General features: G+C 50.1%; 31 protein-coding genes and 1 rRNA gene. 23 read left to right on the plus strand and 9 right to left on the minus strand.

Translation table 11 applies throughout. The features are described 5' to 3' along the window. Nucleotides 1-18 precede the first annotated feature (18 nt). From SBG41_RS01975 to map, 3 genes are all read right to left on the minus strand, one after another. Nucleotides 19-342: a hypothetical protein gene (locus SBG41_RS01975; RefSeq protein WP_317895871.1), complete on the minus strand. Its 324-nt coding sequence runs from the start codon at nt 340-342 to the stop codon at nt 19-21. A 16-nt stretch (nt 343-358) separates the two neighbouring features. Continuing rightward, nucleotides 359-1,504 carry a DUF1512 domain-containing protein gene (locus SBG41_RS01980; RefSeq protein WP_317895872.1) on the minus strand — a complete coding sequence of 382 codons (1,146 nt, stop codon included), beginning with the start codon at nt 1,502-1,504 and terminating at the stop codon, nt 359-361. 149 nt (nt 1,505-1,653) lie between these two features. Then, nucleotides 1,654-2,559 carry a type II methionyl aminopeptidase gene (gene map, locus SBG41_RS01985; RefSeq protein WP_317895873.1) on the minus strand — a complete coding sequence of 302 codons (906 nt, stop codon included), beginning with the start codon at nt 2,557-2,559 and terminating at the stop codon, nt 1,654-1,656. A gap of 117 nt (nt 2,560-2,676) precedes the next feature. Here map and rrf point away from each other — a divergent pair. The 11 genes from rrf (at nt 2,677) to SBG41_RS02040 (ending at nt 7,828) form a co-directional block, all read left to right on the plus strand. Continuing rightward, nucleotides 2,677-2,796: ribosomal RNA gene (rrf, locus tag SBG41_RS01990) — 5S ribosomal RNA — on the plus strand. Between the two features lie 420 nt (nt 2,797-3,216). Then, entirely contained in the window at nt 3,217-3,873 is a 657-nt protein-coding gene (locus tag SBG41_RS01995) for a hypothetical protein (RefSeq protein ID WP_317895874.1), read from the plus strand. Nucleotides 3,874-3,880: 7 nt separating this feature from the next. Then, on the plus strand, nt 3,881-4,048 hold the full coding sequence (locus SBG41_RS02000) for a ribbon-helix-helix domain-containing protein (RefSeq protein ID WP_317895875.1): 168 nt from the start codon (nt 3,881-3,883) through the stop codon (nt 4,046-4,048). Further along, nucleotides 4,049-5,023: a transcription initiation factor IIB family protein gene (locus tag SBG41_RS02005; protein ID WP_317895876.1), complete on the plus strand. Its 975-nt coding sequence runs from the start codon at nt 4,049-4,051 to the stop codon at nt 5,021-5,023. Then, a complete protein-coding gene (locus SBG41_RS02010) occupies nt 5,013-5,492 on the plus strand; it encodes a hypothetical protein (RefSeq protein WP_317895877.1) in 480 nt (159 codons plus the stop codon). The genes SBG41_RS02005 and SBG41_RS02010 overlap by 11 nt, the downstream gene beginning before the upstream one ends. Before the next feature lie 11 nt (nt 5,493-5,503). Next, nucleotides 5,504-5,980 (plus strand): ribbon-helix-helix domain-containing protein, encoded by a 477-nt coding sequence (locus SBG41_RS02015; RefSeq protein WP_317895878.1) that lies wholly within the window; start codon nt 5,504-5,506, stop codon nt 5,978-5,980. Nucleotides 5,981-5,986: 6 nt separating this feature from the next. Further along, nucleotides 5,987-6,307 carry a hypothetical protein gene (locus SBG41_RS02020; RefSeq protein ID WP_317895879.1) on the plus strand — a complete coding sequence of 107 codons (321 nt, stop codon included), beginning with the start codon at nt 5,987-5,989 and terminating at the stop codon, nt 6,305-6,307. 6 nt (nt 6,308-6,313) lie between these two features. Then, nucleotides 6,314-7,093: a hypothetical protein gene (locus tag SBG41_RS02025; protein ID WP_317895880.1), complete on the plus strand. Its 780-nt coding sequence runs from the start codon at nt 6,314-6,316 to the stop codon at nt 7,091-7,093. Next, a complete protein-coding gene (locus SBG41_RS02030; RefSeq protein ID WP_317895881.1) occupies nt 7,075-7,383 on the plus strand; it encodes a hypothetical protein in 309 nt (102 codons plus the stop codon). The genes SBG41_RS02025 and SBG41_RS02030 overlap by 19 nt, the downstream gene beginning before the upstream one ends. A 78-nt stretch (nt 7,384-7,461) precedes the next feature. Continuing rightward, entirely contained in the window at nt 7,462-7,671 is a 210-nt protein-coding gene (locus SBG41_RS02035) for a hypothetical protein (RefSeq protein ID WP_317895882.1), read from the plus strand. Continuing rightward, nucleotides 7,658-7,828 carry a hypothetical protein gene (locus SBG41_RS02040; protein WP_317895883.1) on the plus strand — a complete coding sequence of 57 codons (171 nt, stop codon included), beginning with the start codon at nt 7,658-7,660 and terminating at the stop codon, nt 7,826-7,828. Before SBG41_RS02035 ends, SBG41_RS02040 begins: the two co-directional genes overlap by 14 nt. Here the strand turns inward: SBG41_RS02040 and SBG41_RS02045 are convergent. From SBG41_RS02045 to SBG41_RS02060, 4 genes are all read right to left on the minus strand, one after another. Further along, complete coding sequence (locus SBG41_RS02045) at nt 7,825-8,673, minus strand: helix-turn-helix domain-containing protein (RefSeq protein WP_317895884.1); 849 nt, start codon at nt 8,671-8,673, stop codon at nt 7,825-7,827. The two genes, SBG41_RS02040 and SBG41_RS02045, sit on opposite strands and share 4 nt — an antisense overlap. Continuing rightward, nucleotides 8,645-9,043, minus strand: coding sequence for a hypothetical protein (locus SBG41_RS02050; protein WP_317895885.1), 399 nt, complete (start codon nt 9,041-9,043; stop codon nt 8,645-8,647). The genes SBG41_RS02045 and SBG41_RS02050 overlap by 29 nt, the downstream gene beginning before the upstream one ends. A 68-nt stretch (nt 9,044-9,111) precedes the next feature. Continuing rightward, nucleotides 9,112-9,471 carry a hypothetical protein gene (locus SBG41_RS02055; RefSeq protein WP_317895886.1) on the minus strand — a complete coding sequence of 120 codons (360 nt, stop codon included), beginning with the start codon at nt 9,469-9,471 and terminating at the stop codon, nt 9,112-9,114. After that, nucleotides 9,437-9,772, minus strand: coding sequence for a hypothetical protein (locus SBG41_RS02060; RefSeq protein WP_317895887.1), 336 nt, complete (start codon nt 9,770-9,772; stop codon nt 9,437-9,439). The genes SBG41_RS02055 and SBG41_RS02060 overlap by 35 nt, the downstream gene beginning before the upstream one ends. Nucleotides 9,773-9,923: 151 nt before the next feature. Here SBG41_RS02060 and SBG41_RS02065 point away from each other — a divergent pair, with 151 nt between their 5' ends. From SBG41_RS02065 to SBG41_RS02100, 8 genes are all read left to right on the plus strand, one after another. Further along, nucleotides 9,924-11,039, plus strand: coding sequence for a hypothetical protein (locus SBG41_RS02065; RefSeq protein ID WP_317895888.1), 1,116 nt, complete (start codon nt 9,924-9,926; stop codon nt 11,037-11,039). Between the two features lie 69 nt (nt 11,040-11,108). After that, nucleotides 11,109-14,363, plus strand: coding sequence for a LamG-like jellyroll fold domain-containing protein (locus SBG41_RS02070; protein ID WP_317895889.1), 3,255 nt, complete (start codon nt 11,109-11,111; stop codon nt 14,361-14,363). Beyond that, a complete protein-coding gene (locus SBG41_RS02075; RefSeq protein ID WP_317895890.1) occupies nt 14,360-15,334 on the plus strand; it encodes a hypothetical protein in 975 nt (324 codons plus the stop codon). The genes SBG41_RS02070 and SBG41_RS02075 overlap by 4 nt, the downstream gene beginning before the upstream one ends. After that, nucleotides 15,331-15,780 carry a mediator of RNA polymerase II transcription subunit 21 gene (locus SBG41_RS02080; protein ID WP_317895891.1) on the plus strand — a complete coding sequence of 150 codons (450 nt, stop codon included), beginning with the start codon at nt 15,331-15,333 and terminating at the stop codon, nt 15,778-15,780. Before SBG41_RS02075 ends, SBG41_RS02080 begins: the two co-directional genes overlap by 4 nt. Further along, nucleotides 15,758-17,026 (plus strand): hypothetical protein, encoded by a 1,269-nt coding sequence (locus SBG41_RS02085; protein WP_317895892.1) that lies wholly within the window; start codon nt 15,758-15,760, stop codon nt 17,024-17,026. The genes SBG41_RS02080 and SBG41_RS02085 overlap by 23 nt, the downstream gene beginning before the upstream one ends. 1 nt (nt 17,027) lies before the next feature. Next, complete coding sequence (locus tag SBG41_RS02090) at nt 17,028-17,321, plus strand: hypothetical protein (RefSeq protein WP_317895893.1); 294 nt, start codon at nt 17,028-17,030, stop codon at nt 17,319-17,321. A 75-nt stretch (nt 17,322-17,396) separates the two neighbouring features. Next, a complete protein-coding gene (locus SBG41_RS02095) occupies nt 17,397-17,681 on the plus strand; it encodes a hypothetical protein (protein WP_317895894.1) in 285 nt (94 codons plus the stop codon). Between the two features lie 137 nt (nt 17,682-17,818). Continuing rightward, the gene (locus tag SBG41_RS02100) at nt 17,819-18,145 is read left to right on the plus strand and encodes a hypothetical protein (protein WP_317895895.1); all 327 of its coding nucleotides are present in this window, start codon (nt 17,819-17,821) and stop codon (nt 18,143-18,145) included. On the opposite strand, the gene SBG41_RS02105 is transcribed toward SBG41_RS02100, so the two are convergent. Beyond that, nucleotides 18,069-19,151: an integrase gene (locus SBG41_RS02105; RefSeq protein ID WP_317895896.1), complete on the minus strand. Its 1,083-nt coding sequence runs from the start codon at nt 19,149-19,151 to the stop codon at nt 18,069-18,071. The genes SBG41_RS02100 and SBG41_RS02105 overlap by 77 nt on opposite strands. Nucleotides 19,152-19,644: 493 nt before the next feature. Between SBG41_RS02105 and SBG41_RS02110 the strand changes: the two genes are divergently transcribed. Further along, nucleotides 19,645-20,298, plus strand: a complete 654-nt coding sequence (locus SBG41_RS02110; RefSeq protein WP_317895897.1) for a hypothetical protein — start codon at nt 19,645-19,647, stop codon at nt 20,296-20,298. Between the two features lie 886 nt (nt 20,299-21,184). After that, nucleotides 21,185-21,784, plus strand: a complete 600-nt coding sequence (locus tag SBG41_RS02115) for an HD domain-containing protein (RefSeq protein ID WP_317895898.1) — start codon at nt 21,185-21,187, stop codon at nt 21,782-21,784. 70 nt (nt 21,785-21,854) lie between these two features. Here SBG41_RS02115 and SBG41_RS02120 read toward each other — a convergent pair whose 3' ends face one another. Then, the gene (locus tag SBG41_RS02120; protein WP_317896485.1) at nt 21,855-24,287 is read right to left on the minus strand and encodes a valine--tRNA ligase; all 2,433 of its coding nucleotides are present in this window, start codon (nt 24,285-24,287) and stop codon (nt 21,855-21,857) included. A gap of 379 nt (nt 24,288-24,666) precedes the next feature. On the opposite strand from SBG41_RS02120, the gene SBG41_RS02125 reads away from it, so the two are divergent. Together SBG41_RS02125 and mvk are read left to right on the plus strand one after the other, a co-directional pair. Continuing rightward, a complete protein-coding gene (locus SBG41_RS02125) occupies nt 24,667-24,855 on the plus strand; it encodes a chromatin protein Cren7 (RefSeq protein WP_011822285.1) in 189 nt (62 codons plus the stop codon). 153 nt (nt 24,856-25,008) lie between these two features. Continuing rightward, on the plus strand, nt 25,009-25,971 hold the full coding sequence (gene mvk / locus SBG41_RS02130; RefSeq protein ID WP_317895899.1) for a mevalonate kinase: 963 nt from the start codon (nt 25,009-25,011) through the stop codon (nt 25,969-25,971). Nucleotides 25,972-26,080: the final 109 nt, after the last annotated feature.

Genomic DNA, 26,080 nt, shown 5'->3' on the forward strand with positions numbered 1-26,080 from the left:
GGATAAGTGACCTAAGACCTAGCTAGCATTTTTCTGCCTGCGCTTCTCTCTCAGCGCAGACCTAATGTCATGATAAGTCTCGGCATATATTGCATCAACTACTAGATTAACACCACAATGCGGACATTTTTCATCAACTATTTTGCCTATGAAATCTCCCTCTCGGAACTCTCTCTTCTTAACATAACCGCATTGAGGACACTTAAGCACCGTGACTACTTTTTGTTCCTCCTTATCCTTCTTCCTTGATCCAAGAACAGTTATAACCATATAGATTATCATTACCACTGAAAGAAGCATCACTGATAGTACGTAGACAGTGTAGAAGTCCAGAGACCCCATATCTAACACCTTCAACTCACTGCGCAACTCCTAGAGTATTCCCAACTCCAACAATTATTACCGTGTCACCAGGCTTTGTCTCCTCTAGTATAAGCATTTTAGCTCGTTCAATCGCCTTATTTACACCATCAACAACTTCTTTCTTTAAAGCCGTTATCGCCTCCTCTAACCCCATCTTTATGGCAATAGCGTACAGAGGTAGTTGATACTTAACAGCAATACGCTCAATTCTTATCTTTTCTGGGCCTGGATCACCCATCGCGACTCCCGTGCCCTCGGCAACACTGCCTGTTGGCTCTCCCTCCATTTTCAGTGCAGCATCGATTGTTATAATTGATGCGATACTCGAAGGCGATAGCTTTTCAATTATCTTCTCAACAGCCTCACCCGGCCTTCCAACCGTACTACCAGGGCCTTTCGCCTTTACTACTATTATTCTCCGGTTTTCGAATTCATGCACGCTATATATAGTGTCCTTTACGATCTCTATAGGTCCTTCTAATCGCTTAAGACTATTCATGAGCTTGTAGGCTGCAAGAGGGCCAGCTGCATCACCTATAGGTATACCCCTAGCTATAACCCGAGAAGCATCGTAGTAAGCCTTAGCTATTCTCATAAAGAGTGGAAGCATCATCCAAAGCTGCGCGACAAGGAGAGCGTTTCGTGTCTTTATTCCTGTTAGCAATATGTGTCTGATATACTTGTAGATAGTGTTCAACGCATTTGCTATCGCCAAAAGAGTTACAACATTCTTTATATTGACGTCGCCGACGCTTTTAGGAAGACTACGCGCCACTAAAGCCTCAATACGTTCCTCCTCGGTGCGTAAAACTCTCTCTAAACGCCTAACTATATCGGTAGGCTCTATATCAACTGGACCTATAACGAAGTAGTCCAAGACAGTCTCTAGAATCCTGTCAATATTACGAGCCCCTAGCTTCTCAAGCCTCTTCCTAACCTCATCACGCACATCGTTTCTATAGCTCTCTATTACACGCAAACGCGACTCTATCTGGGCCTTCCATATACGAAGCTGAAAACCTTGTGCAATACCTAGGAACGCGAATATCGAGAGAATCGTAGAGATCAATATGCTTATAGCTATTATCCATGTAGCTAAATCTGATCCACCACCAAACCAAGGATTCGTTGCATTAGCCATACTTGTAACACCTAAGCCCTAAACCATTGTACATGTCAAAGCTTACTCCAATACATCGTCCCTGCTTCAAATTCGAAGGGATTACAAACAGGCTCTCAAAAATGCTTCTATACAAGGGTTTTATTAGAAGCTATACATGGCTATCTCTACTACATCGTTGTCACAATTACATCGCCGGAATCAGTTATTACAATTGTGTGCTCGAACTGAGCCACCATACCTCCACCTTTTTCTACAAGTACTGGATACTGAGCAAGGAATCCCATTCTTGATAGCCTGCGAAGTGCGTTACGAATGTCCTCAATAGGAGCGACATCGGTTAACCATCGCTCGCTGAACGGCAGCGTCCTGAACCGCTCGCGTATAGTATTAAGGACACGCCGCTGAATATCATTGAGCCTGCGTTTAAGATTCGGCCGAACAAGCGCATAAATAGTGACAAGATCTCCCTCTTTTACACTTCCAGCACCATTTGTGCCAAAAGGCTCTATTGCATAAGCTTTCCCTGTGCCAAATTTGCCGCGGAGAAACGGCTCATACACATTCGGTATACTTTCACCTGCATGAATAGTGTACCTTGCAAGACTATGTCCGCCAAGATTACTTATTGGCTTAAACCCGTAGCTCGTAATCGTCGCCTCTATTATGCGCCCTATCTCTGAAAACTTTACCCCAGGTGCAATGGCGCTAATAGCTTTATCTAGAGCTGACCGAACGGCTTCGAGTAACAATGACCATTTATCGCTAAAACTAACCGTTACTGCCGTATCAGCTATATATCCATCTACATGAACACCCAGATCTATCTTTACAACAGAGTCCTCGGGAACTAGAAGCTCATCACCAACAAGCGGGGAATAGTGCGCAGCAACATCATTTATCGAGAGATTACACGGAAAAGCAGGCTTGCCCCCCAGCTCAACAATCCTGTTTTCGACCCATGTACAAAACTCGTAGACGGATAAACCCGGCTGAATGCGCTTAGCCGCCTCCTCCCTAACCATCTTGGCTATTCGCCCAGCCTCAATATACGCCCTGAGAATCTCTTCGTCCACTCTTCCTAACACCCATCTAACGAAATGGAATCCCTATCTTTAAGAGTTAATCCACGATGCAAGAATCTTAATGAAAGGTATAAGAACCCCTGATAACCACTGCCTCTGAACACGGCCCGACCCGGCCATAGCGGCCGGGCAACACCCGGACTCATGTCGAACCCGGAAGTTAAGCCGGCCGCGTTGGGGGTAGCTGTGGGGTCCGCGAGGCCCCGCAGCTCCCCCAAGCTGGGATCGGGCCATCTCTCACCAACACTCCTGGTTGATCCCTGTTCTTTCCTGCCTGCTTCAAGCCTTGGTTCTCGCTGTGCTATGAGCGCTAGCAGTTTCTGTTGTAGCTGGTTGCTGGGGTCGCGTTCGCCTTTCTTGAGGCGGGCTTTGTAGTTTGGGGTTATGCCTAGATCTTTGGGTCTTATCCCGTAGGCTTCCATTAGTTCCACGAATTCTGGTCCAGATAGGCGGCTTGTGAGGATCTTCTTCAATAAGTATTCGTGGCTCAAGGCTCTTCTCCGCGCTACAGTCTTACACTTTTAGTAGGATAAAAGGGTTTCGACCCCGCAGACTATTTGACTGGTATTTGACTCTTTATTTGACAAACACTATAAAGCTTACACAGATAGTAAGATAGTAACTGACCAGAACGTAGGGGGTGGTTTGATGGGAGAGATCCCCGTCCGCGTATATTATGAGCTGAGTGATTTTTTGGAGCGAGTAGGCTCCTGGGACGAGCTATTGTTCGAAGTGGATGCTAGGCCGCTGGACAAGTACGGCGTGCTGCAGCAGCTCGTTCTGAGGATCTACGCTACGAGCCGTGGAGAGATAGTGGCGTACGAGGACGCGGAGACCGTGAAGGCGTTCGACGAGGAGAGGGCCAAGCAGGTTCTCGGAGAATGGGTGGAGGTCCTCGACAAGCTGGGCGCCAAGCCTGGCAGGATCGAGGCCGCGCGCCTAGAGGACAGGGCCAGAGAGGCCATGGAGCGCACTAGGGAGGAGGCCCGCAGGAGGCTCGAGCCAATAATCGACAAGCTGGCCCCCGAGATCAGGCAGGTCCTCGAGAGGGAGCCAGAGAAGGCCTGGGAGCTAGGAGTCCTCGACAAGAGCTGCGTCTACCTCAGAGACCACGAAGAGTACCTCAAACAGGCCGAGGAGAAGAGGAGGCTAGCCGAGGAGCTGCGGGCAAGGGCACAGGTCATACAGAAGCTCAGGGAGACCGTGAAGCACCTACTAGGGCACGAGGAGATACAAGAGGCGCACAAGATAGCCAAACAACTCCTCGAAGAAGCCGAGAAATACGAGCCAAGAGACGAGTGGTGACCAAGCAATGACGCGGCACCTGGTCGTCAAGATTCCTGAGATGTTCCTCGAGGGCTTGGACGAGCTGGTGAGCGCTGGGGTCTATAGGAATAGGAGCGAGGCCGTGAGGGCTGCTATCAGGCTGCTCCTCGAGCGCCACGGTGTCCTCAAGCGACGAGTAGTGGGGGTGGCCTAGGTGACGGAGGCTAAGAGAATAGTTATCGTCAATAATGATGGGCTCTTAGTGGATCATGCTACTGGCATAGTTGTCGATGATCTGCCCTTTGATTATGGCCCAGAGTGGAGAGCCTACGATGAGCATGAGAGGATGCTGCGCAGCAGGATTGGAGCCCCGTTGACGGAGCTTGTGCACGACAACGGGCTGCATACATACATAGTGTACTATGAGGCTTTGCGGAAGGGCTACGCGCGGCTAGCGAGGACGCACTACAAGGTGACCAAGGGCAAGTACGCGTCTAAGAAGATGATAGGGCTGCTGCAGCACCTCGGCAGGATCTGCTCCGAGGAGGACTTGCCGACAAGGATCTGCGAGGACTCTGCCTGGGCGCTCAAGGTTATCAAGAAGCGGGTTCCGAACGCGGGGAACGAGAACGCGGTAAGGGCTGCGCTAATGTATGCCCTCGGCGTCCATGGGCACCCCTTGTTCTACAAGTACAATAGTCCGAGCCTGCAGCGACTCCTACGCAGGGCTGGCATACTCTTTAAGCTCAACGAGGAGGCACTCGTCGACAGCTACGTGAGGCACCTTATAGCGGAGCTGGAGCTGCCCACAATAGTTGAGCTATACGCCATGAAGATTTACAATGTTTTCATAAGGGGTGTTGGGAACCCCAGCCCACGCGTAAGGGCTGCTGCAGCAACATATGTTGCAGCAAAACTCGCGGACGCGGACGCGACAATGGACCGCTTATCGAAATCACTAGAGATAACGGACATGGCGATGAGGACGCTTCTCAAGAAGACCAGGCTAAGAGTACTCTACCTCGTCGACGGGGGACTCGTCGACGAGTGGCACCCAGGCAAAGACAGCCACGGAATACGGCAACCAAAGGAAATCGCATCCCGCTACGGCATAACATCCTACTCCTACATAGTCAACATACCTACCTCTAACAAGGAGCCGATAGCGGTGATAATATATGAGCGGTGAGAGAAGCAGCAAGGTTTCTATTGCATCTACTGGATCCTTTGGAGCACGCGCAGAGTCTCTCTCTGGGGAGGCTCAGGTATACAGACGTCTGTATACAGAAACTACTACGCTCTGCATAAGAGTACCACTACAATACAAAATATGGTATCTAGGACTAGAGCAGGAAAAGAAGAGCCTCATAAAGAAGACTATGCTGGGGATAATAGAGGGTCTCGCAACTGGCACAAGCCAAGCGCTGGGCTACACAGGAACTCCTGTTATCATTAACCTCAATATGAACGAGCAACGGGTCCACGTAGAGATCGATCCTAGGCCCCTCGAGGAGCTAATCCTCGAGCTATACGACATAGTAGAGATGCTGCTCAGATCGTCGACAATGTACAAGCCAGCCTTAAGGAACTTGGCCAAGAGACTCCAAACCATAGCCAAGAGGCTCGAGGAGGTCAAGGAGAAGTACATGACCAACTAGGGTGGCAGCAGGTGCTTGACAGCGTCACCTTCAAGATCCTAGCATATATCGCGCTGAAGAGGATGGATATCGATCCACTGACTAACTGCTTCGAGTTCAGTAAGGCGGAGTTCACTAGGGCCTACAAGAAGCTGCTAAGACATAGGCTGGTGGGGTTCCGCAAGTACGAGACCCTGTTCCGCAACCTCCGCAAATACGCCGAGGCAGGCAAGCTCGTAAAGTACGTCGACAGGGAGAAGGGGATCTACAAGACGTGCATCAGCAGCCTCGAGCTAGACAAGCGGTGGCCAAGTGTCCTCGAGGAGCTCAGAGGCCTAGAGACCACCGAGTGGCTGAGCATAGAGCTAGACGACTCCACGGCGGCGAGGCTCGAGAAGATAGCCGCGGAGCAGGGCAAGCGCCTACCCGACATCGTGCGCGACGCGCTAAGGCTCTACATCGACTTCCTCGAAGGCAAACACAGGATCAAAGAACCTGCCAAGAGGTGACGATCTATGGCTAGTTATCGTTTCGAGGTTGTGTTGGAGGTTGAGGTCGATCCTAGCGAGCTTGGCGTGGAGATAAAGCACCCTCTTGATGTGTACGCGGTGCCAGCAATGCTCGAGGAAAAGATTACGGAGTTACTTGAGAGGGATCTTGACCCGCGGCTCAACGCCGAGGTTGAGAGGGTTGAGCTGCTGAGCAAGGATGATAGTGATCTCTGGAACGAGATTATCGAAGAGCTTGCAGAGGATGACGACGAGGAAGAGGAGTGTGATGAATGGGAAGATGATTGTGAGGACGAAGACGAATGGGAAGACGAAGAAGAGTGGTGAGCATCGATGCCTGTGAGGTTCTACGCCCAGGGAGCCCCCTCTTGGTGGAAGTACCAGTTGGTGAGCTTGGCGAATCAGCGGCTGCCCTCGAGGAAGCTCTACTTCTACGACTTCCTGGTCGACAACGGGATGTTCAATTTCTATAAGCGGGGGGAGCGGCCTCTGCTGGATCGCTGGCTCGAGCACCTCAAGAGGTTCGTGCTAGAGATCGATATAAGGTACAAGCCAGAGAACATCACGATAATACTGCCTGACTGGCTACACGACCCAGCGTTCACCCTTAAGGCTGCAACCCATTTCCTTAGCAGGATGCTGTGCAAGGACTATGAGTGCTTGTTGGTGGTCCATAGTTCTCCATCGTTCGGCGGCTACTCAAGGGCCGCGCTCGAGGCCGCAAGCATACCCTGGGCTACTGGTCTCGCAGCGCCATTGAAGCTGAACTGCAGCAGGACCGCCAAGAACAGGCGGGTAATCAAGCTGCACTGCCAGCAGGCGATAGTGGAGCAAGTCTGCAGCATAGCCTCGAGGCACGGGCTAAGCTGCCACGGCCTAGGAGTAGCACTAAAGCCCGACCACATCAAGAGGCTAGTAGGACTAGGCCTAACGAGCTTTGATAGTAGCTCCTGGACGAGGCCTAACTCAAGCATAATAGAGAAGATGCTTGGCGGGCGCTGGTCAGCCAAGAACTCCCGCGAAAAGGACCTATTCATGAAAGTAGTGCTGCAGCGACTATCAAGAGAAGTAGAATTAGAGGGAGTGGAGCGGACATGGAGCAAACGCATCTAGTTAACGAATACACGTGCATCATCTATGATGAGGCTGGCAACTATTACTTAATCGCCAAGGTGGGCGGGCTCCTCTCTGGAGCTAGGCTCGAACTCATCAAGCGCGGTAACAGCGAGTACTACGTAACATTGTACATAAGCTTGACGAGAAAGCACAGAAAGCTCGGAGCAGACATCACCGAGCGCAGAGACATAGAATATACATGGAGCGGCGAGGAAGCCGAGAAAAGATACCACATCCTCGTCGAGCAGATAAGGAAGCTAGTGAGGAACGGGGCAGGGACGCGGTGAAGGAGTGTTATGATTTCTTGATGCTGTGTAGGCGTGGCCTGGTATACGGCTGCCTGTTGCACAGAATAATATGTATGGGTGAGGCCCCTGCCAGTCCTCGAGAAAATATCCTACAAGAAGAGAATTCAGCGCCTCGACAGCCTAGTAGGGGAGTTAGCAGATGAGATAAAGGAAATGGAAAGCTTGCTAGCTAGGATAACCGAGACCTATGGGAGGATCAGCCTCATAGTCGAGCTGGAGAAGAAGAGGCTCGGGAAGCATGGGGAGAATGTACGTGGTCGAGGCTAGGGATTACTGGGAGGCTAGAGAGAAGCTCAGGAAGCTACGGAAGAAGGGCTCGGTGAAGCACGCGCTCTACATAGTGAGCGTTGATGATCATAGGAAGATCCAGCACTACCTTACGAGGGGCAGGAAAATAACAGTCATTATCATAGCCGAGGACTAGTCGGCGCCATCGTAGTCTATTATCTCTCTTATCTGCTTGATCCACCTGTACGCAGTGGATCTCGGAACCCCTGCATCCATAAGCATTTTCGCCACCTCCTTGATGCTCGCGCCAGCTTTGAGCATGTTCAGTGCCCTTAGCTGCAGCTTCTCCCTCTCATTTTCTTCCCTGCCGTCGAGGCTCTGCCTCCACTCCTCAAAGGCCCTCTTTACCGCGCGCCACCTTATGTCCTCGTACCTCTTGTAGACCTCGTCTGGGTAATAGGTCGGGTACGGGTCATAGTACTCCTTCTTCACGAATTTCAGGAAGTTCGGCAGGGTTCTGAGCTTGTAGCCTGTTGCTAGGCTCCAGTACTCTGGGAGCCCGTACTCGTCGAGCATGGCCTTGTACGCCGCGTAGTCGTCCACCATCTCTATCAGCTGCCGCTTCGACAACGGGGCCACGCTTACCCTGAAGAATATCTTGTTGAGAAGGTTCCTGGGTAGCTCCTCGCTGGGCGTGGTGAATATTATGCCCGCGGTTATGCTTCTGATCAAGTTATAGAACTTCATGAAGGCTACTTTTTCGCGCTCCCACCAAGTCATCTTGTCTAGCCAGATCCCAGCATCATCCATTATGATTATTTTCTCGCGCTGCCTACGGTTAATAGCCCTCTCCATGACCTCTATCGCGTCCTTGGGGTCGAAGAAGAGGCGCTCCAAGACCTTGTTCCAGTCCTCGAGTACTTGGAACGCCACCCACATAGCATAGCTGGTCTTGCCTGTCCCGAACTCGCCGTACACGTAGGCGGTTATGACCGCGTTCTTCTCGTAGGCCCTATTGATTAGGTCGGCTAGGACCAGCAATGCTGCCCACCCTTATCCTCCTCTGCGGCAGGAGTAGCCCGTTCTCATAGAGTACTCGGAGCATGACTCGGAGCGCTTGCCTATACCTCCTCAGCGCCTCGACGGGCCTATTCTTATTCAGCAGGTCCTCCGCCTCCCGCAGCAGCTCCTCTACGGAGGACATCTCCTCGCCAGGGAAGAGGGGCGCCACGAGGTCGCTCAGGTGCTCTATTGTCTGCTTGTAGTGGTCCACGCTGTCAGCTATATCGGGGAGTAGGCCCCTTGTCCTAACCCTTGCACGCGCGTTACCTATCAGCACCAAGGTGTAGTTGACCACATAGAAGAAGTCCACGTTGCCCAAGATCTCTTGTCTCGCGAGAGTCTCACCCAAGATCTCACCCATTAGTGCGCGATGCTATACTAATACGTACTGGGTATGTGTGCTGAGACGGGACAAGGCTAGTCCTCGGCGTACTTCTCGTGATAGATCTCCTTCGCCTCCTCGGCAGCCTCCCTATAGATCTCGGCGATTTCCCGCAGCTTCCTCCTCTCCTCGGGGCTGAGATCCCTCCTCTTGGCAGAGGCCTCTGCCCTGTTAGCGGCGTTTACCAGGGCACGGTAGATCGCTAGCGCCCTCTTCCTCCCCACCTTCATCCTGCCTATCCTGCCCCGCTCCATGCCGTGCACGAGCCTCTCCGCAGCGTCCTCAGCCTTGTCGGGGTCCTTGAACGTCACTATGTCTGCTAGCCACTTGTGCCTAGCTGGCCTGAAGAGGCCCCCTTTCCTACTGCTCTTCTTCCTCCCTCTCCTCCCTGCCATAGGCCATCATCCCGCTGAGCACGAGTTCCTTAACTGATACAGGTATGCCTAGCTCGGCCTTTGACTCCACGAAGTCCCTCAGCATCGATACTGCTATCTGGGGCTTCTCGAGGCAACTATCGAGATTCCTACCCATGATCGACGCTATGCTCGCGCAGAGCTCTAGCTCAGCAGAGTTAGACATTCTAGCCAGGAAGGCCAGGAGAGCCGACTTCTCCCCATACGCCTTCCTAAGAACCCAGATAGGTGCATCGACAGAGCTGCTGCCTATCAAGAGGCCGCGTTCAAGCTCCTTACTCAAGCCTCTCACCATCATAGAACCTGTACCCGTGCGTGGTAAGCACGAGCACAGATTCTGCCATCGTTTATGATCATAAATCCATGCTCGCCGCTAAGGGTAGCCACAGTCCCACAAGAAAACGAATAGAAATCCAAACAGGTGATAAGAGGAAATGAATCGGGCTCTGAGCCTAGCCCTGCTAGCCCTGGTCCTAGCCCTGCCCCTGCTAGCAGCCCTGCCAGCCCATGCAGACGATGTAAAGATCGTGGTCTTGAATACCTATGACTTTACGCAGCTATCAGCATACATGTACAATGCTACGGCTGGGACGCTGCAGATCGTGAACAGCAGCTACGTGCAGGTGCTGAGCGACGAGTTGAAGGACGCCGCGGCTGGAGACAACATCATGCCAGCGATAGTCTTGTCCCTAGACGCTCCCGCTACTGATCTGAACACGGGTGAGTCCGTTGTATACGCGTATCTATTGAATAACGTGTATAGCGATGGCCTAGTGGTCGGGGTAGCTGATGTCAATTCCACGGATAACAGTGTGAGCAATCTCCAGCTCGTCAAGGTATCACCCGTGAGCGGAGACGTTGCCATAATGCGTACAAATTACGACATAATTATATACGTCGACACGGTGAAGCTATCAATACCCTTGGCGAACTATTCCTCGCCGAAAGTCCTGCTAATGACTGACGATGGTGCAAATCTATTTGCAAGCAGCATACAGTATGTTGAGCTAAGAGCGTTGCAGGATCCGCCGTCTGGCTACACCTTGATAAGGGGCGGAAGCGGAGAGGAAGAATTCACCATTAGCGCCAGCGGCACACTCTCGGTATGGTTCGACGAGACACATGACGGCGGTGATGTTGATTTATTCGTGTTTGACAGCAGTAACCCAGACTACAATAACGCAAGCACATCGCAGACATGGGGTTGGCTAATCACGCACTCAACAGCATATCTCTGGAGCGATACAGGCCCGTGGACGAGAACTATCGATACAACGGGCACTGTGAAGTTCATAGTCAAGGGGTACAGCGGGGACGCCAGCGCCGTCAACTGGCGCGTAGCTGTAAGGCTCCTAAGCGGCAACAATACTCCAGAGCCCCAGCCGCAGCAGCCCACGGAGACAACCACGCAGCCCAGCAACAGCAACCGAGTGAACGAGAACGGCTGGCTAGCACCACTCAGGTCGGCATACGAGAGCAACCCCGCAGCGTTCTGGCTCATTGTCATACTGTTATTCGTCTTAGCGGTAGCGGCGGTGCTACGTCGATAATCCATGCAAGCATTCAGCGATCCTAGCCCATGGTTTTTGCAGGAATAGGAACCATGTAGGGTGATAGGCATGGCTCGGAGAACGAGCAGCGGGGTATACCTGCTGGCAGGTGTCGGTCTGGCGTTCCTAGTGATAGTGATAGTGCTTGCAGCGTTGCTACACAACGGCCTACCACTGGGGCTCAGCAGGTGGACAGGCGGCCTGCACTTGACGGAAGAGGTGCAGCAGCCACATGTACTCTACTCTACGCAGCTACAACTAAGCCAAGGCACAGTATGGAAGATAACATACGACGCTAATGGGCTGGGAATAGAGCAGAGAGGCAGCCAGCTGATAGAAAGGCTGAACTTGAGCAACGCGGATCTTGGGGTAGACGATGTTGTTGCTCCAGTATTGTATGACTGGTATCTGGACGGTAATGACTATGTGGAGTTTGATTCGGGGCCACAGCTTGGTAATGGCGAAGTATTTAGCCTAGTGGCGAGCTTTAAGCCGACAGGTAAACCGACGACGTCATTTATGCGGGTATTCCACGGCGCGGGGGGTACGACGAACTGGGTAATTGATCCCTACCAGATAGGGTGGTGGGGTGCTAACGACAAGCTAGTATTCGTCATGGGGAATGGTACTGCGTACAACGATGTATACTCGGAGTCGAAAGTCGTGCTAGGAGAATGGTACACCGTTTCTGGCGTTGCAGCCAGCAACGAGGTACAAATATACGTGAACGGCGTGCTCGAGGGATATAAGAACAGGACACTGGATCCAACAGCGACAACAGATACGCCGACAATAGGGAGAGCTGGTGACGTATACTTTGAAGGATATGTATCATACGTGCTGATGACGCGTAGTATAAATACAGGACAAAACATAGTAGAAAATCCACTACTATTCATATCGGCGTCGTTCACCAACGGCACCCACTACTTCGACCTGGTAAACAGGATAGTTGGGACACCATACGGCGGCGTGGCTAGGGTACCAGCCGAGCACCCCACGCTGTTTCTAGTCAAGAGTCTGGCGAGCGATAATTATCTGCACTTGAAGTATGTGCCGCCAGGCTCGGTATTCCGCATAAAGTACAATGGTATGGTGTACGAGTGGAGAATATCTGGCTCGCCTAACCAGGCGGGCCTTATCGAGGACTACAAGATCGACCTTGCTGGCGTCTTTGGCACCACCGTGCTGCCCAACGCCACGATAGAGCTAGAGTATCCCAGCGAGAAGGTGCGCTTCTACGTGCCCAGCGGCTTCCAGGTCAGGATAAGCAATGACATATGGTCTGAGACCCACGAGGTACCGTTGAACTCGACATTCGTGGACTTCGGGCTGCCAGAGTCAGGATACTACACTGTGCAGATCCTAGGCTACGAGCAGGAGCCGCAGGTGAGAGTAGAGACATCTGGGGACAAGGTGAGGATAACAGTCACGGATATGAACGGCTATGCCCTCAGCGGGGCGAAAGTATACGTCTACGAGGGTAGCAACCTCGTCGCCGCGGGCACCGTGAATGACCTAGGCTTCTACGAGCTGGACAAGAGCCAGCTGAGCAGCGACCAGCTTAGAGTCGTGGTCGTCGCATTAAAAGATGGAACGTATTATCACGCGGACAAGCTGGTAACGCTAACATCTAACGGTACTGTTACCGTGCAGCCTGTGACACCCGTCGAGGAAGCTGCAGAGGCGCAGCATTCGGGCAGCAGCACCGCGTTGGTACTGATAATCATAATACTGCTGCTTGGCATAGCGACAATACTCCTAAGCGGTAAAGGGCGTAGAAGGCACCTGCTAGGCCTAGCAATCCTAGCTCTGCTCCTTACACCCTTTTTCGCAGAGCTAGCGCACGCCGAGCAGACTTATCTTAGTTGGCGCGATACCCACTATGACTTGACGCCAGGGTATAGGCATACATTCGTGCTCTCTGCTAGCGTCACGAGCCTCGCCATAGCGTTCCAGGCTGGCGAGGCCTATGTGCAGGCTGGGCCACTGTACGCGGAGCTGAAGCCTAATCCTAACTTCTTCTGGGGCTTCACTTACCATTTCGCTATAAAGATCAACGGCGACGAGGTCTACAGCGAGAACATAGACGTCTCCCCGCCCGCCCTAGGCACGAGGGAAGTGAGCAGGAGCTTCGTCGTAGACGTGGACTGCAGCGGGCACGCCAGGGTCTTAGTGGGAAGCGACGAGGTGGCCACATTCCAGATAAACGGGCTAGTAGACATAATGAAGGATGAAAGGGATGGCGGCAGGGTAACTGTCAGCGGCACCAGGCTCTACGACTGCAGCAGCCCTGGCTCTGGCGGAAGCAACGGGGGCGGAAACATAGTCGCAACACCTAGGCCGCCATCGAGTAGCCAGAGCTACCTAGACTCCATAGCGCACGCGTTTAGCACAGCAACAAGTGCAGCACTCACGGTTCTCCTGCTGGGCTTCGTCGGCCTAGCACTATTCATAAGCTACAAGCAGGCGAAGAAGAGGAAGCTGCTAGTATTTATACCCCTATTGTTTTTTCTTGCTAGCCTAGCTTCTCCAGCCTATGCTGAGACCACTAACACAACTACTGCTCAGAAGCTAAGCTTCTCCGAGGAATGGTTGAAAGGAACCGTGGTCGTGGTCTACCAGGGACAATATGGTACTGGTTGGTGGATGAACCCGTCTTACATAGCAACCGCCGCACATGTTGTTGGTTACAATCCTAGCGCTACTGTGACAATCATACGCGGTAGCGTTGAGAGCACAGGCCACGTAGTGGCCCTAGACCGCCAAGGAGACGCAGCGATCATTAGCGTGGATCACCCAGAGCTCTTCACTGACAAGTACGTGTTTAGGCTAGCGAGGGAGATGCCGCCGCCCACGTCGACGATATATGTTATCGGTTACCCGTCGGAATTGCTGCAAGTGTTGAATAACGACTTACACGCTCTAAGCGAGCACCCAAGAGTCCTCGAGACACACTTGACATGGACTGCTAGCGGCCTCATAGAGCTCGGCGGCATAACCGATGCTGGCAACTCTGGCGGGCCCGTAACCGATGCCGCAGGCAATGTTATCGGGCTGGTATCGTTCGCTTTGCGGGGCCCTGCTGGCACGCTGTATTTTGCTACTAGTGTTAGGAACTTGAAGGAGCTGGCGCAGCAGCACAACATAGCGTATGAAGAGGGCTCCGCTGGGATCATTGGCGCTATGAACGAGAATCCTGCTGTTGCTGGCGCTATCGCTGGCGCTGGTGCCTCACTCGTCACAGACATTGCGATTCTTTTGGTGGGTGTCGCGATAGGCACGGGTGTTTTACACGCGCGTAGAAGGGGTGGTAGGAGATGAGGCACCTCATACTATTATTAATATTATTAGTTCTGCCCGTGTTGGCTATCAGCGCTAGTGCATCAATCTATATCGATCTCCAGGACGCGTACCATGTGCGCAACATATCGATCGTGGATCACCCCGTGTGGAGCGATGACCCGAACGGCGGGCTAGGGATAGGCATCAATGGCAGGGTGTATACGAGGTTTAGCCACAAGGTGTATGCGCCGATATCTCATATCGTCAATATTCTTGACATGGGGCGGCCAGACCCAGACTTTCCTGAGGGCTACGAGGGGCTCTGGCTCCTGCAGGGCGGTGCATGGGGCTCGGCGAGCAACGGTAAGTGCTGGTGGGCTAGGCTCCGCTTCCAGAGAGTCGACCCCATACACGTGCTGAACATAACGGTGGAGAGCATACAGGAGATAGGTGTATCAATAACGTATGCGGCGTACGCTATACTGGACTACGGTTTTGAGCCAGAGCCGCTCAGCACGCCTATAGTCGAGCTCAGGGTCGCAGGGCAAGACATAACGCTGATAAGCTCGGTGGGGGAAGTGACGAGCGCGACAATGTTGTTGTGCGGCACGCCAGGAACACAGATAGCGTTCGAGTACGATTACAGACCAGACTACTGGAGCACCCGCCACATAATATATACGGGCTCATTGACTCTGCCAGGCACACCGCCAAGCAATACAACACCGCCAGGCAATGACAACAGCACAACAACTACACAGCCACCGAGCAATGACGACAGCGACAATAGCAATAATACCACGACATCCACGCCGCCAAGCAACACAACAACTACTACACCGAGCACCACTACGCAGCAAAACAGTAGCAACAGCTGGCAGAAGAAGCTCAGCGACGCGCTCGGCAGCATAAGCAGCGTGGTCAATAGATCCAGTACCGCGGTGTTACCGCTGCTAGTGGTTGCTACTCTCGCTGTAACACTAATACTAGTACTGGGTAGGAGGGGATGAGCCAAGGCATCCTAGGATACCCTGTGCTCAACTACCTTTTTTACAGCCTGATCTTCCTGGTCTGGGTCTTCATAATTCTTGTTCTAAGGGATCTCTTCAGCAGGGGCAGGGAGGAGAAGCTGAGGCAGAGGATCAGGGAACTCGAGGAGGAGCTTGCTAGGACTAGGAGGGAGGCCAGGGAGGAGGTCGAGCAGGTAAGGCAGCACTATGAGACATTGCTGAAGGAGGCTGCGATAAGGAACACCATTATGGCGAGCCTCTACAATGCGTGGAGGAGCGGGGAGCTGAAGAAGTGCTACGGGAACAAGGGGGAGCTGAGAGTCCTGGCGGACGGTACCGTTATCTGCGAGCTTCCTGAGAAGGAGAAGAGCTACGCCATACCAGTCGATAATGAGCAGGAAGGAGGAAAGAGGGGGAGGAGGAGTGCCGCAACCAGGTCTAAGTGAGGAGGTCCTGCGCCAGATCCTGCAATACCTGTGGCAGAGGCATCTACAAGCGGAGCAGACATACCTGTACTACATAATGTTCGCGCCAATAATTGCAGTGATGTTCTACATTATATTGTGGACCAGGCACCGCGCCCATGCGCCGAGCCTCCTCGACGCGCTAGCATTCTTCTTCATGCCTAGGGGCCCAGAGCGCATGCTAGTGCTAAAGGACCTTATGGGCAACCACTTGATGTTCTACGATTACAGGGTTGTCAAGGGGCGGGACGGCTACATAGTCCAGGCTGGACCATACCTGCTGAAGACAAAGGAGGATCCAGAGGCCTACGCCGAGCCAGTCTCGCTAATCGATGCCCGAGGACCGCCAGGGGTGCCGTCTCCTTTCGGACTCTTCGTGAGGCAACTAATCAGCATGTATGTGATGCTGGCGCTAATAGCTCTGGCTTTCAGCAACACGTTCTGGGTGACGCACAACGTCTACATCAAGGTAATGAATGTAGCATATACGAGCGTAGATCTCGCAGCATTCGCGGCACTAATCCTAGGAATAGCGTGGATGATAGCGGTCATCTGGCGGGCACTTACGCCTCAGACCCTGCTCATAACGCTCTCGGCGATAGGCGTGAGCGAGGGCTACGTCGAGGCCAGCCCAGGTCTAGATGTGTATAGCTCGTATCCGCCGACTAAGCTCCTCAGGCTCATAAACAGGGAGCCTAGGATAGTGGTCTCCGACAATGTTAAGCAGATAGTCGATAGGATAGAGGAGGAGACAGGCGACAAGACTCTCGCAGCCTCGCTGCTAGCACTACTAGGCCAAGTATACGATACATGGCGTAGATCTCTGGGCATACTGCTGCAGGACCGCTACGACATAAGCGTGGCCGCCAGGGCCAGGTATCAGCTCTCCACCGAGAAGCTTAGGCCTAGCTGGATCCAGAGAAACGCTGGCATCCTAGCACTACTGGCTTTGTTCCTAGTAGCGATAATGCTGATAATCTGGCTCCATCCAACAGTGCACCATGTAGCGGCAAACACTACTGCAACGACCACAATAGCTACCCCTGCGCAGCCTCCGCCGCCACCTAGCCATGCGTCAACACCAGCACCTAGGCCTGCCACTCCTCCACCGCCACCATCCAATGCCACGAATGTGAAGGCTGCTCCGTTCGTTATGTATCCCTCTGGCCTGGTTGAGTGTCTTCCCAACGGATCATGTGTAGAGTATCCGCCAGGGACGAGGCGATAGCATGCAGCAGCTAGCTTACATAGTGATAGCAGCTGCGATGGTCAGTGTGGCCTACGTCTTTGCAAAGATCTTTGAGCGGGCGGGGTTCACCAAGGCGCTGCTAGCTATCAGCGTGCTGATAGACTTCTACTTGATAATACTCTGGATCCTGGGCGTGGATAGACCGCTATACCTCGTATGCACGAGGATAGGCTGCTTCACGGTCACCGCGCTAATGCTCTTCCTGCCAATAAAGCTACTATTCACAATATACCTAGTGTTGAGGCAAGAGATGCTGAAGAGAGTGCTTGGCTAATCATTGCATAGAATCATATTAAGCCCTAGATCTCTTTTCCGCACCCATTTCTTAAGCAATGAGCGGCGGTAATCATTGAAGCCATCTACGCGTGTATTCCTACTAGGCTTGGCAACAGGCTTCCTTATAGCAATGTTCGCTCTAGTACCGATAATCTTCAAGGCCTTTGACGCTAAGAATGCTGTAGATAATGTTGCAGAGGAGATAAGGATTAATCCCAAGCAGGCATACATAGATGCACTAAATCTTGCAGAGAAATGTGAGGACGTGGGGAAAACAGCATCGCTTACGGCATCGGCGCTGATGATACTAGCACTTATAGCGGCAGTAATTGCCAGATTGCCATCAGAACATGGCTAAGCAAGGCATCTTTTCTTAGTTTTCATGCCATATTCTTTCTTCCTTGAGTAGCTTCACCAGAGACTAGGACCAGGTAACACACTGCCATAGCCTCGTACTACGGAGAGAATAGGATACTCTACTCTGGGGAAGTAAGAGTGAGCAGTGCTACATTTTATCGCGTACCTGTAAGGGCTGTATGGGAGCTGGATGTGGGGCGCAAGCTCCGCGCCGACTTAGCCACTATCTACCGTTACTTGTTGTGTATAAAAGAAGCAGGGGGTAAGGCGAATCTAACAGGTCTGCAGAAGTGCGGAGGAGGCTCAATGACTACTGTCAGTAAATACGTAGAGATCATGAAGGCTAAGGGGCTCATAGAGGAGGAAGAAGGGGGGAGAGAAAGGGTGTTCAAGCTGACGCGGAAGGGAGAGGACTATCTCTTCTTGTTTGCTCGACTACTTGCATTGATAGGAGAGCAGCCCTAGCCCACTCGGTTCTCAGCTTCTCGATATACTCTTTATATGCCTCGAGGTACCTCCTAGCCAGCTCCCTCAAGTGCTTGGTATAGTGCTTTACCATGATCTCGCCGACTTTGCCCTGCAGGAGCTTTATCTCGTTCTCGCTCATGAATGGACCAAGTATTGCTGCATGTGACTTCCTGTGAATGCTCACATGCAGGCCATGCCTATCCCTCGCATCCTTGACTAGGTTCATGCCTATGCTAAGTCTATGTCTGTGGACCTCTTCTATCATTTCGGCTAGATCGTTAGGAATAATCGTCACCCATGCCTTCTTGCTCCGCCTGTCGAAACCCAGCTCAACAATGACTGCACCATCCTCGAGGATCTTTCTCAGCCTAGGATAGTTCTGTAGCAGGTACACTATCTCTGGCTCTCTTAGCCCTGTAAAGAAGGCTGTTAGCGCTGCAAGCTTAGTTGTGTATGCAGCCCCGCTCTTCACTATTCTTTCTACCTCATTGAGGGCCTTCTCTATTATTGACTTATCTAACTCGTATTCTAGGAGCTTCACCTTTGTCGGCTTGGGAGCGAGTTTTCTTAGCTGCTTCAAGTAGGAGTCGAGTACCTCGGCGTGCTCCCTCATACCCATTAGTGCTAGATAGTCTCTCAGCGCCGCGAGGCCTAGGAGGAGGTGGCGTGCCTGCTTGTATGTTAGTTTAGATATATAGGTAGGGTTTGTTAGGGCTTGCTGGCCATGTCTCCTAATATAGTTGTAGTTGTGCCTAGCGGTCTCTTTTCTATATCTAGAGTGCACGTATTCTCTGAACCCCTCGAGGAGGCTTGGCAGCCTCTTAGCGATGTCTAGAAGGAGGCTTACGCTTGGAGTAGCGTTCTCAGCCATAGTCAAATGCTGGTATATGACTTGCGGGGTCTTATTCATTTGACTAGTCAAATTGGCTGTCAAATAGGGTGTCACATGTTTGGGGTCCGCGAGGCCCCGCAGCTCCCCCAAGCTGGGATCGGGCCGCCTCATATATTCCCTCGTTGATCCAAAACTCCTAGCTGTTTCCCATATCCTTTACAACTCGCCATACTGTTCTTATGACAGCATTACGTCGTAACAATTACTCATAGGCAGACCAGGCTTACATATTGTTAAACCCGGATAGGGAAGAAGTACTAATTTGGATTTGAACCGGCTCCGCGATGCAGGGTTTCTTCATCTACGATCGAAATCAGTTCGTGGTCCTCTCTTCACGGCCATTATTTAATACCTTATCACATGTAGCCTGTCAGGCTTATTCCGGGCACGGTTCTTACCAATGGCTTGATAGAATATTTCACAGTTATTTTGTCTTCGGCTCAGGAAAAAGACTACCATTGTTACGTACTACCCTGTAGACCTCGCCAAATATTCATGGAGCTTACCTACCTGAATAGAGTCATTGGAACTTAAGATTCAAGTCTAATAAGGACTTAACCATGCATTGGGAGAATGAAGTAAGGCATAGACGAGGACGCTAACGATGAAAATGACTGAGCTTAAGCGAAGAGAACTAGCATTAAGCGAAGCAAATATGGTAATTGAGCCTCTGCTCCGAGGCATCCGAAGACTAATCAACATAGCTGAGACTGCAAGGATACACCTCTATTCGCCAAAAATACACTCGTCCACTGATAGACGCGTATATGTGATTGCACTACCGCTCCCTATAGGAAATCCCCTTGTACTCGGGATCTACGTAAGCACTCAAAGCAGCAGACCTGTTTCACCAAGCCAATTCACTAAGAGAATAACAAGGCTAAGAAAAGAAGTTGAAGACCTGAGAGGAAAAGACTTCACTACAGCCGACATAGTTTATGTTTATGTATCGCCTAAGAGGCTCACAAAAACAGCGTACAAGAATGCCGTAAAGGCTGGCATATTAGTTGCACAAAGTGGTGGCGAAGCTAAACGCAGGATAGCAAAATACCTTGTGAAAAGATACGAGAAACTTCTTAGGAAGCTTGCTGGGAGAAGAATCTGGGGAAGAGTAGCTCTCTTCGCTTATGCACTTCTAATCCTCGCTTCAAGGCTCGGCTATTCTGTAGACACCGGGCTCGAAATTATAGATATCGTAAGAATCATTGAGACTGGAATCCCTGCATCAAAAATGCCTCCACCGTTGTCTTTTGGATAGATCCCAGACATCCTGCACTACATCCGCAATATGGCAAATGAAAGCTCTATATTTCCCTAATTTTGATACTTGTGCGCTATTCGGAAATTTACTTAGTTTATCTTTAATATTTATCATTCTAGTTCTATGTTTTTCCTAACTTATAAAATCATACTTAATCACAGCTTTCTCCGTGCTAGAAGCTTCCACGAGTTTTAGCTATTATTAGTGAAACATATACGAAATATACCTTTTATTACTCATCCAAAGCATAGTTATGCCTTGAACAAGCTTCGCCTGTAACACCTATTTTGGCAAGTATTATCGCTTAACAATACTGTAAACTTATTTCAAAATGTTTTACTGTATCAGTACAGGTAAATAGGTAAAATAATATGTTGTATTTCATGCTTACAAGAGTGCTCGTCTCAGGACAGGACAGAGTAGACAACCCTCATTCATAATCCTAAATCGCCTATAATAAATAGGAATAGAAAAGGCATGGTATCGAGAGTATAATATAATATAGGATTCTCTTTCTTCTTAAATTCATTTAAATACTATTAAGAGAGTGCTGTGTATTATAGCTATTATTGCATTACTAGCTTTACTTTTCCTTCTATTTGTCTCTTCTACCTCACTTGTAGTCATAAGACTATATTAGGTCCCAAGGGTTTAACGTCCTAACTGACCCGCGACACCCGGGGCTGAGCCCGCCGACAGGCGGTTCTATGACCCCGGGGCTCCCGGCCTTCAACTCATTCGCTTTCTAGCTGGAAATGACACAGAGAAGCGCATTATTCTGAAGTATCTGACTACTGCATAGTATCTAAGAACCCCCTTACGCTCTTGTATCCTTTATTAACCTACATATTGTTTTGTTAGCTTTCTTAAAAGGGCGCAAAATATGAGCGAGAGCAATTTCTCGGACATAGTTAAGAAGCTTGATAGGATTATGGCTGCTTTAAAGGCTACACCACGTACTGGCTGGATGCTCAGAGGGGTTCACTCTGCTATAGCCGAGAGCATATCGGAGCATATGAACGAGGCCAGCTTTTGGGCGCTATTTTTCTCGGAATACTTGGCGAGGAAGGGTGTAAAGATAGATGCGTATCGTTCTGCGTCGATAGCTGCAGTACACGATGTATCTGAGGCCCTTATCGGCGACCTTGTTAAGTATGTCACTGAAAGGCTCGGAAAAGATGTTAAGGAAAAGATAGAGCTTGATGCACTATATGAGCATATGGGAAACAACATTATACATGATCTCGTGAGAGAATACATGGAGCAAAGGAGCATTGAGTCAAGGATGGCTAAGCTTGCAGAACAATTTGCAACACTTCTGCAAGCGTTGAGGTATTATGAGCAGGGTTATCGCTTCGTAGATGAAATAGCGTGCTCAATGGCGTTAAGTATTTCAGAAATGCTTGAAGGAGATGATGTATTTAAGCATATTGAGTATTTATTGAGACCGATCCTTGACAAGGCTCTTACTATGTGTAAGTAAAAAGAGATCTCAGCCGAAATCCGATACATCATCAATTTTCAGCTTTGGTTTTTCAGCATCTTGTCGCCCGCTACCTTGGTGCAATAAACACTCCTGGAGCTATTTCCTCAGCGTTGCTGGGCGGTTTTCCGGTCCTAATTGTTACTTTGTGCATTTTTGCGAGATCGTCTATGAATGGCTCATATTCTTCGCTGGCGTACACTATGTGTGTTTCTATGCCTTCTCCTAGCTTTATCCCGTGTTGTTTTTTCCACGTCCACAGCGCGCTGTTGAACTCTAATATCTTTTCAAGCATCTTGGCATATTCGGTATCCCACTCTTTCTTAGGCTCCGGGAATGGCTGGAGATGCACACTCTCTCCGTAGAGGCGCCTATACAGTGCATCGGTTACGAAGGGGAGTATGGGTGCAAGCATCCTTAGTATAGCATCCAGTATTGTATGTAGTGTGAACCAAGCACCTCTTTGTTCTTCTTCGGAGAATTCTCCTTCGCGGTTATAGGCCCTGGCTTTTACTAGCTCAATATAGTGTGCGGCAAACACGTTCCACGTAAAGTTGTAGAGCGTGTTTATTGGGTGGTGTACATCGAGCTCTACGCCGTAATAGTAATCAACCTTACGTATAACGTCGTTCAAGGCGCCAAGGAACACTAGGTCTATTGGTCTAAGCTTGTAGTTGTTGTTTGGTCTAGGGAAGCTTGAGACGAACCTAGATATATTCCATAGCTTCGTTAAGAACAGTTTACCTGTCTTTAGCACTTGTTCGCTGAAGCGATAGTCGTCTCCAAGCCTTGCAGCAGCAGCTGCCCAGAAGCGGAAGGGGTCTGCCCCGTACTTGTCAAGGTATGGTTCAGGGTCAATGATGTTTCCAAGACTCTTGTGCATAGCCCTGCCCTTCGGATCAAGCCCCATTCCGGTTACTCGTACCCAGCGGAATGCTGGTTTACCGAGCAACTGATAGACACGTAGCAGTGTAAAGTAGAGCCATGTACGGATGATGTCAACGCCTTGCGGCCTTAGCGTGTATGGAAGCTCTTCATTCTTTGGGAATGCTTTCTCGAATAGCTTAATGTTTCGCATATATCCTGAAGCATATAGCACGCTTATGCTTGAATCAAACCACGTGTCAAAGACACGGGTTTCAGGCTCAAGCTCTTCGCGTGGCGCGCCACAGACGGGGCACTTGTCCCAGGGTGGCTCCTCTTTCCACGGTATATAGTAGCGGCCTGGCTCTGGTACAAGCTTAGCCCCGCACTTCCTACACTTCCATATTGGGATCTCGGTTCCATAGTATCTTGTTCTCGATATTGGCCAATCCATGGAAATGCTTTCTATCCAGTCAAGCAGCTTCTGTCGATGTTTTTCAGGCTTGAAGTGAAGCTTCTTTGCAATCTCTTTTAAGACTTCTTTATACTCAATTTGTTTAAGGAAGTACTCTTTTACATGGATTATTTCTATTGGGGTCTTGCATCGCCAGCATATGGGGACGCTGTGTCTCAGTTTTTCCTTCTTGACTATTAGCCCCCTCTTCTCAAGCTCCTCCGCCATTCTCTTCCTTGCTTCTCTCACTGGCAGCCCTTTCAGGAACCCAGCGTTCTCGTTCATCGTTCCATCTGGGTTAATCAGTATGCGAGGTTTAAGTCCAAGCTCCTTTATCACTTGTACGTCTATCCAGTCACCATAGCTACTTATCATTACTAATCCAGTGCCGAATTCAGGCTTAGCTGCAGGGTGCTCGATAATGGGGACCTCAAACTCGTATATTGGTGTTATTGCGTGGAAGCCTTTAAGACGCTTGTACCTATTATCCTCCGGATTGAAGATTACTGCCCTTGCAGCACCTATGAGCTCTGGCCGCGTAGTCGCTATTACTATCTCCTCACCGGTTTCTTTAACTCTCCACTTAACATAGTAGAGGTATGCTTCCTCTTCCTTATGCTCGATTTCCGCCTCGCTTAGTGAAGTCCTACAACGAGGGCACCAATTAACGGGCTTTTCATCCTCATAGATAAGGCCTCGCTTCCATAATTCAATGAATGTTGCCTGCGTTAGCTTTCTATATTCAGGACTATCTGTACCATTGCGCAAATATGTAAAGCTACATCCTAGCCTCCTCCATATTCTTACATGCTCCGCCTCTATCTTGTCAAGTTCTTTTCGACATAGTTCTAAGAACTTCTCCCTACCTTCCCTTGTTTTCGCCATTTCATGCGCTAATATGTTGTATTTCTTTTCGACAGCAACTTCTACGGGTAAGCCGTTTCTATCAGCGTACCACGGCACAAATACGCTCCATCCCTTCATTCTGAAGTAGCGTGCAACCATATCGATTTGTGCATAATGTGCTGCAGCTCCAACATGCCACTTGCCACTCGGGTATGGAGGTGGCGTATCTATTACGAGAATAGGCTTGTTTTCATCGAGCTTAAACTCGTAAAGTTTCTCCTTATCCCATGTTTCTAGGAGCTGTTTTTCTATACTCTTATCCCATGCTCTTTCATTTATCTTAGGTTTGAAGTTCTTGGAGGACGAAGGTTAACACCCCAGTTGCGACGCCATGTTTCTCTGGTGGCTTAAAAGCGTTATAGTTGTAGTGTCTGTGGTGTGGTATTGCTACGGCTAAGGTATAAGAGTATAGCGGTGTAATACACGTTAGGTACGCGCTGCGTGAGTCAGAGAAACAGAGTAACAAAAATACGGGTTTTGACTCAGATCTGGCCTCTCTCACTCTATTCTGGGTATTACACTACGTATTCCCACTAAGTAGGCAGGGGGTGCTGCAACCCCCCTACCCGGGCAAACGTAAAGTCTATAAATGTGTGCACGGGGTACACTCTACACGGAAACTGGGTAGGCTACAGAATAGAGTAAGAGGTGTGTTGGGTTGGCGTGTGAGAAGCCTGTTAAGGTTCGTGACCCGACTACTGGTAAGGAGGTTGAGCTAGTACCTATCAAGGTGTGGCAGCTAGCACCTAGGGGCAGGAAGGGCGTAAAGATAGGCCTCTTCAAGAGCCCCGAGACAGGAAAATACTTCAGAGCCAAAGTACCCGACGACTACCCAATATGCAGCTAAAACAAAAGTTATAAAATAATGATTTTTTATATTTCATTTCTTGTATTTGTATTCTCAAGTTTCTCTTTCTGGTAGCTTTGCATAATCTTCTTGAAGCTTATTAGATAATCTCTTTTACTCTTTATACAGATTTTGCCAGATCGGTGTGCTGTATTGATAGATTGTGTTGCCCGTGCGCCTGGCAAGATTATCCTGCTTGGCGAGCACTGGGTCGTTCATGGTGCGCGGGCTATTGCTGCTGCTATAGGGCTTTATGCTAGAGCTATAGGTTCTCGGAGCCATGAAGACGGTATTGTAGTTAGGAGTAGGGAGCTTGGCGTAACAGAGGATATTTCAAGGGAGTGTAAAGTCTTCTGTAATCTTCGTGAGGCTGTTAACTTTCTAGCAAAGACTAGTGGAAGAGAGCCTTGGCCCGCAAATATAGTTATTGAGTCCGATATACCGATGGGGGCGGGTCTTGGCAGTAGTGCTGCTGTTGCTGTAGCCTTCTCTGCATGCTATGCAGCTTTGGGTGGACTTTCTCTCGATTTTTCACTTATATCTAGAGCCGCATATGAGTCGGAGAAAATAGTACACGGTAGACCTAGCGGTATTGACAATACTGTTGCTACTTATGGGGGCTTTATGATATATCATAAGGAGAGGGGGTTTACGCCATTAAGCGACGTTAGAACTGAAAACATACGACTCCTGGTGATAGATACAGGTATTCCCCGTTCAACAGGTAAAGCGGTTGCATTATTTAGTAAGCGTTTAAATGTGCTCGGGGCTATAGGATATAGACTGTTGAATATAGCCGACAGCATAGTTGATGAAACTGTAAGAGCTTTGAAGGAAGGAGATCCCGCGAAAATAGGTCTAATGATGGATGTCGCACACGGCCTCTTAAACGCTATGGGAGTATCTCATGAGGCGCTTGAAGAAGTTGTCCACCTTGCTAGGCGGCTGGGCGCATATGGTGCAAAATTGACAGGTGCCGGGATGGGTGGTACAGCTATAGCCCTAGTCTCTGAGAGCAATGCAGATATTATCACGAAAGAGCTTGTAAGGAAGGGTTACAAAGTCTATGATGTAGAGATAGGAGTAGGTGGTGTTACGTACGAAGGCTCTTCGTGAATTCTCTCTATTGTGTGCATGATCTATAGGGGAACAGAGAACGTATTATCCTCGTATTATTGTCTCAGTCTCCACCTATCCCGACTAAGCTCTCCAAACCTACATATAG

The sequence above is a fragment of the Pyrofollis japonicus genome, assembly GCF_033097485.1.
Classification (GTDB): Archaea; Thermoproteota; Thermoprotei_A; order Sulfolobales; family Pyrodictiaceae; genus Pyrofollis; species Pyrofollis japonicus.